Source organism: Sulfurovum sp. bin170, from assembly GCF_010892395.1.
In the GTDB taxonomy this organism is placed as follows: domain Bacteria; phylum Campylobacterota; class Campylobacteria; order Campylobacterales; family Sulfurovaceae; genus UBA1140.
The window spans coordinates 1-6,910 of sequence record NZ_JAACKB010000264.1; the positions used below are offsets into that span (position 1 = coordinate 1).

Consider the following 6,910-nt stretch of genomic DNA (forward strand, 5'->3'; position numbering starts at 1 on the left):
AATTTTATTTATAATATGTTTTTTTTAAAAATTGTTTTCCATTTTGGAATGGATGGTTAAAATATGACAATTTGACATATTTAAATCTTTTTTCATTTTTATATTCTATACTGTTACTATGAAAACAATAAAAGAACTCCATAATGATGATAAACCAAGAGAGAAGTTGATTAAAAAAGGTGTTAAAGCTCTAAAAAATGAGGAGTTGGTCTCGGCTCTGATAGGTTTTGGTGTCAAAGGTAAAGATGTGCGTAAACTTTCTCGTGAGATTGTTTCTATACTTGACCACTCATTTCATACGCTTAGTTATGAACAGCTTTTTAATATTCATGGTTTGGGTACGGTAAAAGCAACACAGATATTAGCCTCTATAGAGTTAGCCAAACGCTACACCTCACAAGGCAATCAAAAAATTACTTCGGCAGAGGATGTATATCATGAATTGAAATCTTTTTCCATTAAAAAGCAAGAGTACTTTTTGACTATCACCCTTGATGGTGCTTCTCACCTTATTAATACCAGAACGGTTTTTATAGGAACATTAAATCAAAGTCTAGTTCACCCTAGAGAAGTTTTTGCTGATGCTATTGCTGATAGAGCAGCAGGGATTATTATCGCACATAACCATCCATCTGGAACATTGAGTGCTAGTCGTGCTGATATTCAGATAACCCAACGGCTCAAAGAGGTCTCTCAATTGGTGGGGATTGAGTTGCTTGATCATGTGATATTGGCTAAAGATGGGTTTTATAGTTTTGCTGATGAGGGGTTGTTGTAGGGATATGGCATTAAGTCAGCCTATTTTTGATAATAGTCTCTATAGAGTCTTCACACTTGAGCAGTTGGATATTAATATGGCTACATATCCTACTCATAGCAAACATATCATTATAGGTGGGTGCAACCTGTTCTATATTCCAAGCACTCAGTAGACTACTCATAAACTCTACATCACTTCGTATAAGATGCAATCTTTCTAATGTATCTAGAGCCAGATGTGGATGGTTTTGTTCATTTTTAGAAGACATGATATTCCTTTTTTTTGCTATTCTGGAATATTATCGTAAGTTTTACGATTTGTCAAGAGATTTTTCTGAAAATAATAGACTATATGTCGTTTTTATATCATTAACCTTATTAATAACCTCGTCTAAATCCTCTTCTAAACTTTTATACTGTTTCTCTCTTTTTATCAAATCAAACATTTTTAATGCCCATTTTGGGGTCTCTATTACGCCCCTCGACCACTTACTTACTGTCTCTTCACTCACACCGATATATTTAGCCATTTGCTTCTGTGTCATTCCAAGCTCTTTGGCTGTCTCTTTGATTATATTACCCATAATATTTTTACCTCAAAAGATTATATCCACTTATCTATTAAGATATTAATACCAAACGAAATCCACTTGTTACAAAACCAAAATCGGCTCTATTGTAATTGCGTGTTGCAGAACGGGCAAGGTTAGCATGAGCAACCCAACTCCCACCTCGTAGAACTTTACAAATATCTTGTTTATCATCTCTTCTCCAAGTAATATCACTGTTGGGTGCATGGTCATAATTTTCATGATAAGACTCCTCTACCCACTCCCAGATACTACCGTACATATCATACAATCCCCACGAATTAGCCTTTTTCTCTCCTACTGGGTGGGGTCTATTTTCTGAGTTTCTGTCGTACCATGCATACCGAGCTAACTCTTTTTCACTATTACCAAAGTGGTATTGTGTCGTAGTTCCTGCTCTAACAGCATACTCCCACTCCGATTCAGTGGGTAGTCTATACCGATTTTCTCCCTCTATCTGATTAAGTTTGCTTATAAATCGTTGTGCATCATGCCAACATATGTTCTCCACAGGGTTATTGGGAGCTTTAAATTTACTAGGATTATCTCTCATAATCTTAATCCATTGATTTTGTGTCACAGGTGTAGTCTGCATATAAAAAGAGTCTATTGATACATGGTGTTGTGGCAATTCATCCTCATCTCCCTCTTCAAGGTGAGCATCTCGACCCATTAAAAATGAACCTGTTGGTATTTTAATAAATTTCATACCTATGGAGTTGGTTATTGTTTTTGTTTGATATGGCATTTTTCTTCTCTTATAATCATTATTATATTCCAAAAGTGCAAATAATAGATCAAATTCCATTAAATATTCACTCTAGGGAATGTACAAAAAATCTTATCTACTTTAAACTTAAAAAGTAATTTCACTACAGGGAATTTAATTGAAATATTTAGAATTTGAAGATAAAGAGATAATGGCTTTTCACACCTCTATTGCTAATAACATTAGAAAGATTCGAAAAGAGAAAAATATAACACAGCTTGACTTGGCTCTTGCTATTGGGCATAAGTCGATGAGTACTATAGGAAAAATTGAAGCAGGATTAGAAAACAAGCACTATAATGTGGAGCAACTTTATAAAATAGCAAAGGTTCTTGAGGTTGATATTTGTGATTTTTTTATTAGTCACCAAAAAGGTTAACACCTCCGTCTTGAAGATGGTGGTCGTTGAGTTTTATTTATTCCTTTTATTTTAGTTTTTTTGATATAATGTTCTTTACTTATTTTTATATTAGGGGATTTTATGAGTGATTTTTTTAAGATATGGTTACCTATTGTTTTATTAATCATAATAAGTTTTTTTTTAACTTATCGTTTTACAGTTGAAGCTCCAAGGAAAGATTTAACCATTGCTACAGGTAGAGTAGATGGAGCTTATTATAAATATGCTTTGCAGTATAAAGAGCTTTTAAAACAAGATGGGATTAATTTAGAGATTGTAACCACTGCTGGTTCTGTTGAGGCACTAGCGTTACTTAATGAAAAAAAAGTGGACTTTGCTTTTATTCAAGGTGGTACGGTTGATAATCATTCTAAAAAGAACTTATACGCTTTAGCCAGTGTTTACTATGAGCCTATATGGATATTTTATAAAGGAGAGACAGAAGCGTATCTTTCTAATCTAAAAGGGAAACGCATAGCGATAGGTGAAGAGGGTAGTGGGGTAAGACCAGTGGCTTTGGAGCTTTTGGGTTTGAATGGTATTGATAGTAACAATACGAATTTTTATAATTACTCTACAAAAAAGAGTATTAATGCATTGAAGCGTGGGGATATTGACCTCTTTTTTGCTGTCGCCTCACCAAAATCAAAAATGATAAGTAAACTTTTGGAAGATAGAGAGATAAAGCTTATGGATATTAAACGAGCCAAAGCTTATAGGCAAGTCTATCTCTACTATACGGTTTTAACTCTTGGCGAGGGTATGATAAGCTTGGAAGAGAATATCCCACCAAAAGATGTTCAACTTTTATCTAAGACAGCTTTTTTGGTTATTCAGGGAGATTTACCAGATGAGTTGGCACGACTAATACTGCGAAAAGCAAAAATTGTTCATTCTAAAAAGGGAGTTTTTGAAGAGACCAATGAGTTTCCCAATCAACTTAATTTGGAGATACCAATTAGTGAAGATGCAAAGAGGTATTTGGAAAATGGAGACTCTTTTTTAGAGAGAATACTTCCTTATTGGTTATTTCAGAATATAGATAGATTTAAACTTTTAATTATTCCCATGTTGACACTTTTGCTTCCTTTTTTTAAGGGTGCTTTACCACTATTTAGATGGAGAACCAGACGGAAGATATATAAGTGGTACAAAAAAGTCAATGAATTGGATTATGGTATTGTAAGGTTGGATAGCAAAGCGTTGGATAGTAGACTAGATGAGCTAAAAGAGTTATCACGACAGATTAAAGAGGAGACGAATGTTCCTCTATCTTATATGGGGGAGTATTATGATCTTCGAATGCATATTGATATGGTTATATCTCAAATTGAGAGACAGCTAAAATAGGATACAATACCCCCAATAAACCATTAGGATTTTATAGTGTCAAAAAAAATTGCATCAGCAAGAATCTCAGAGACAAGCTCTCAACTACTTCAAGAACTGAACAACTCTTTACCCTTTGATAAACTCCTCTATAGAGAGGATATAGAGGGTTCAAGAGCTCACGCTTTTATGCTTTCCGAGCAGGGGATTATTTCCAAAGAGGATTATGAGAAGATAGAGCAGGGGCTTGTGGAGATATATGAGGAGATAGAGCGAGGTGAGTATCTGCTTGATGGTGATGATGAAGATATTCATATGGCGATTGAGGGTCGGTTAACCGATAAGATTGGTGATGCAGGTAAACGACTTCATACGGCACGAAGTCGTAATGACCAAGTGGCGTTGGATTTTAGACTCTATGTACAGAAAAATACGATGGTCATTGCTGATTTGTTACTCAAAAATATTGAGACTTTTATTAAAGTGGCTCATCAAAATATAGATACGCTTCTACCTGGGATGACTCATCTTCAACATGCACAACCTATCAACTTTGCTTATCATATGATGGCATATGCCAGTATGTTCAAACGAGATTATGAACGATTTGTAAGTTCGTATGAGCGAAATAACTACTCTCCGATTGGTTGTGCTGCGTTGGCAGGTACGCCTCACCCTATCAATCGTAAGACTACAGCAGAACGACTGGGTTTTAAAGAGCCTACGCTTAACTGTCTTGATACGGTTAGTGATAGAGATTTTGCTTTGGAGATTTTGTTTAATATCTCTACCATGATGATGCATATAAGTCGTTTGAGTGAAGAGCTTATTATCTGGTCGTCTAGTGAGTTTGGATTTGTGCAGTTGAGTGATAAACACGCTACAGGTTCTTCGATTATGCCACAGAAGAAAAACCCTGATATTCCAGAGCTACTGCGTGGTAAGACAGGTCGTGTGAATGGGAATCTTATTGCACTGCTCACTGTAATGAAAGGTCTAACTCTTGCTTACAACAAAGATATGCAGGAGGACAAAGAGGGTGTTTTTGATTCGGTAAAAACAGCACTACTTTCACTTCAGGTTCTGCGTGAGATGATAGATGAGATGAAAATTCGTGAGGATAAGATGGGTGAGGCGTGTATGATAGGTCATTTGTCTGCTACGGATTTGGCTGATTATCTGGTCAAAGAGGTGGGGATTCCATTTAGAGATGCATACCATATCACAGGCAATGTGGTTAATGTAGCCGAGGATAAAGGTCTGGATATTTCGGAGTTAACTCTGGATGATTTGCAAAGTGTTGATGAGAGGATTGGTGAAGGGGTGGTGGCACTTCTTGATAACCGAGCCTCAATGAATGCTCGACAGTCAGAGGGGGGAACTAGCAGTGTTAGAACCCTAGAGCAGATGGAGAGATTGACCCAGTGGGTTGAGTCACAAAGATAAGGAGTATATGTGTTTGGATTTTTTAAGAAGAGTAAGCAGATAGTTGTCTCACCAGTTGATGGTGATGTGGTCGATATAGAGAGTGTTCCTGATAAGGTTTTTTCACAAAAGTTAGCTGGGGATGGGGTGGCAATTGTGCCAAACAGTGGGACGATTGTTGCACCGATTGATGGTGTGGTGAGTCGAATATTTCCAACCAATCACGCTTTTTTGATTATCAATAACAGTGGTTTGGAGGTGATGGTGCATGTGGGGATTGATACTGTTGAGCTTAATGGTGAGGGGTTTGAACGATTGGTAGAGGAGGGCGACAAGGTGAAGTTTGGCTGTCCTATTCTCTCTGTGGATTTTGATTTTATTCAATCCAAAGGCAAAGCAATCATCACCCCTGTGATTGTGACTTGTGATAAATCTATTGTTTTGGAAAAACATAAAATTGGTACGATTCGAGAGGGTGAATCTCTAATAGAGGTGAAGTTTACCTAGCCTCTTCTCTCATCTTAATATAAAGCTTCTCCACCTTAATCCTCGCCCACTCATGGTCAACATTTCTCAAAAATTTGAGAGAGGCTTTGATATGTGGGTTGTTGTTAAAGCAGTTGATTCTTACTTTTTTTCCAAGCTCTTCCCATCCGTAATGCTCTACAAGCTCTTTGATTATCTGTTCTAGTTTTATGCCGTGAAGCGGGTTGTTTGAGTTGTTCATCTTATCATCTTTTTTTTTCTGCAATTATATCTAAAAAATAGTTCGGGTGTAAACACGCCGATTCCGAAAATGCAGATTGCATATAAGGAACCGATTGCTTTAGCCTCGCTTATTGTTTGATGCAACTAAAGTTTTTGTTTCCTAAAAATAGTACAAAGTGTATAGTATCACTTTGCACTTTAAGAATAATTCAGATATAATTTAAAAAAATATAGGAGTACCCCATGGAGTTAATCATACTAATTTTACTTGTCCTTATCATCACCATTCTCATGAAGCTTTCTAATATCCAAAATAGATTAGAGGAGATACAACAGAGTTTAAAACAATCTTGTAGAGAACCAATCAAACCGATAGTCTCTAAAGTTGTACAACCTGTTGTTACTAAGCCCAAGGTTATCGAGCCAAAAGTGACCATTAAATCTATTGTCACTAAAAAAGAGCCTCCAAAACCAAGAGTAGTGGAGCCGAGATCACCTGAACCAAGCTTTATAGACAACCTAAAAGAGCGATTTGGTGACACCTCTTTAGAAGAGATTCTCTTTGGAAATATTATCTTGAAAATAGCCATTGTAGCCTTTATCTTAGGCATTGGTCTCTTCCTAAAATACTCCATTGACAAAGATTGGATTCCTATATGGGGGCGTGTACTTATCGGTATTGTGGTGGGTATGGCGATGTTGGTTGGTGGTATCAAGATGATAGATAATCGACATAAACTCTTCTCCGAGGGTCTCTTTGGGGGTGGTATTGCCGTGCTGTATCTCTCCATATTTGCAGGATTTGCCTTAGAGGGGTTCAAGTTTATAGATCTGAAAACTACGGAAAAAAAATTATGCTAAAATGTCAATAAAAAATGAAATTAAAAACCTACATAGAAAAAATAACAAAAACTCTTGAAAAAGAGAGTA

Annotated in this window: 10 protein-coding genes; 6 read left to right on the forward strand and 4 right to left on the reverse strand. The window is 36.3% G+C overall.

All coding sequences use genetic code 11. The features are described from left to right. Positions 1-118: 118 nt before the first annotated feature. Positions 119-778: a DNA repair protein RadC gene (radC, locus tag GSY74_RS06180; RefSeq protein ID WP_164664229.1), complete on the forward strand. Its 660-nt coding sequence runs from the start codon at positions 119-121 to the stop codon at positions 776-778. A gap of 10 nt (positions 779-788) precedes the next feature. On the opposite strand, the gene GSY74_RS06185 is transcribed toward radC, so the two are convergent. The 3 genes from GSY74_RS06185 to GSY74_RS06195 are packed head-to-tail and all read right to left on the reverse strand — an operon-like array spanning position 789 to position 2,097. Continuing rightward, positions 789-1,028, reverse strand: coding sequence for a hypothetical protein (locus tag GSY74_RS06185; protein ID WP_164664230.1), 240 nt, complete (start codon positions 1,026-1,028; stop codon positions 789-791). 42 nt (positions 1,029-1,070) lie between these two features. Next, positions 1,071-1,343: a DNA-binding transcriptional regulator gene (locus GSY74_RS06190; protein WP_164664231.1), complete on the reverse strand. Its 273-nt coding sequence runs from the start codon at positions 1,341-1,343 to the stop codon at positions 1,071-1,073. Positions 1,344-1,380: 37 nt separating this feature from the next. Next, positions 1,381-2,097 carry a formylglycine-generating enzyme family protein gene (locus tag GSY74_RS06195; protein ID WP_164664232.1) on the reverse strand — a complete coding sequence of 239 codons (717 nt, stop codon included), beginning with the start codon at positions 2,095-2,097 and terminating at the stop codon, positions 1,381-1,383. A gap of 139 nt (positions 2,098-2,236) precedes the next feature. Between GSY74_RS06195 and GSY74_RS06200 the strand changes: the two genes are divergently transcribed. From GSY74_RS06200 to GSY74_RS06215, 4 genes are all read left to right on the forward strand, one after another. After that, a complete protein-coding gene (locus GSY74_RS06200; protein ID WP_255494560.1) occupies positions 2,237-2,497 on the forward strand; it encodes a helix-turn-helix transcriptional regulator in 261 nt (86 codons plus the stop codon). Between the two features lie 102 nt (positions 2,498-2,599). Then, complete coding sequence (locus tag GSY74_RS06205) at positions 2,600-3,868, forward strand: TAXI family TRAP transporter solute-binding subunit (protein WP_164664233.1); 1,269 nt, start codon at positions 2,600-2,602, stop codon at positions 3,866-3,868. Between the two features lie 36 nt (positions 3,869-3,904). After that, complete coding sequence (argH, locus tag GSY74_RS06210) at positions 3,905-5,293, forward strand: argininosuccinate lyase (protein WP_164664234.1); 1,389 nt, start codon at positions 3,905-3,907, stop codon at positions 5,291-5,293. Between the two features lie 9 nt (positions 5,294-5,302). Then, complete coding sequence (locus tag GSY74_RS06215) at positions 5,303-5,779, forward strand: PTS glucose transporter subunit IIA (protein ID WP_164664235.1); 477 nt, start codon at positions 5,303-5,305, stop codon at positions 5,777-5,779. On the opposite strand, the gene GSY74_RS06220 is transcribed toward GSY74_RS06215, so the two are convergent. Further along, entirely contained in the window at positions 5,772-5,999 is a 228-nt protein-coding gene (locus tag GSY74_RS06220) for a VF530 family DNA-binding protein (protein WP_164664236.1), read from the reverse strand. The genes GSY74_RS06215 and GSY74_RS06220 overlap by 8 nt on opposite strands. Before the next feature lie 224 nt (positions 6,000-6,223). Between GSY74_RS06220 and GSY74_RS06225 the strand changes: the two genes are divergently transcribed. Then, positions 6,224-6,841: a DUF2339 domain-containing protein gene (locus tag GSY74_RS06225; protein ID WP_164664237.1), complete on the forward strand. Its 618-nt coding sequence runs from the start codon at positions 6,224-6,226 to the stop codon at positions 6,839-6,841. Positions 6,842-6,910 lie beyond the last annotated feature (69 nt).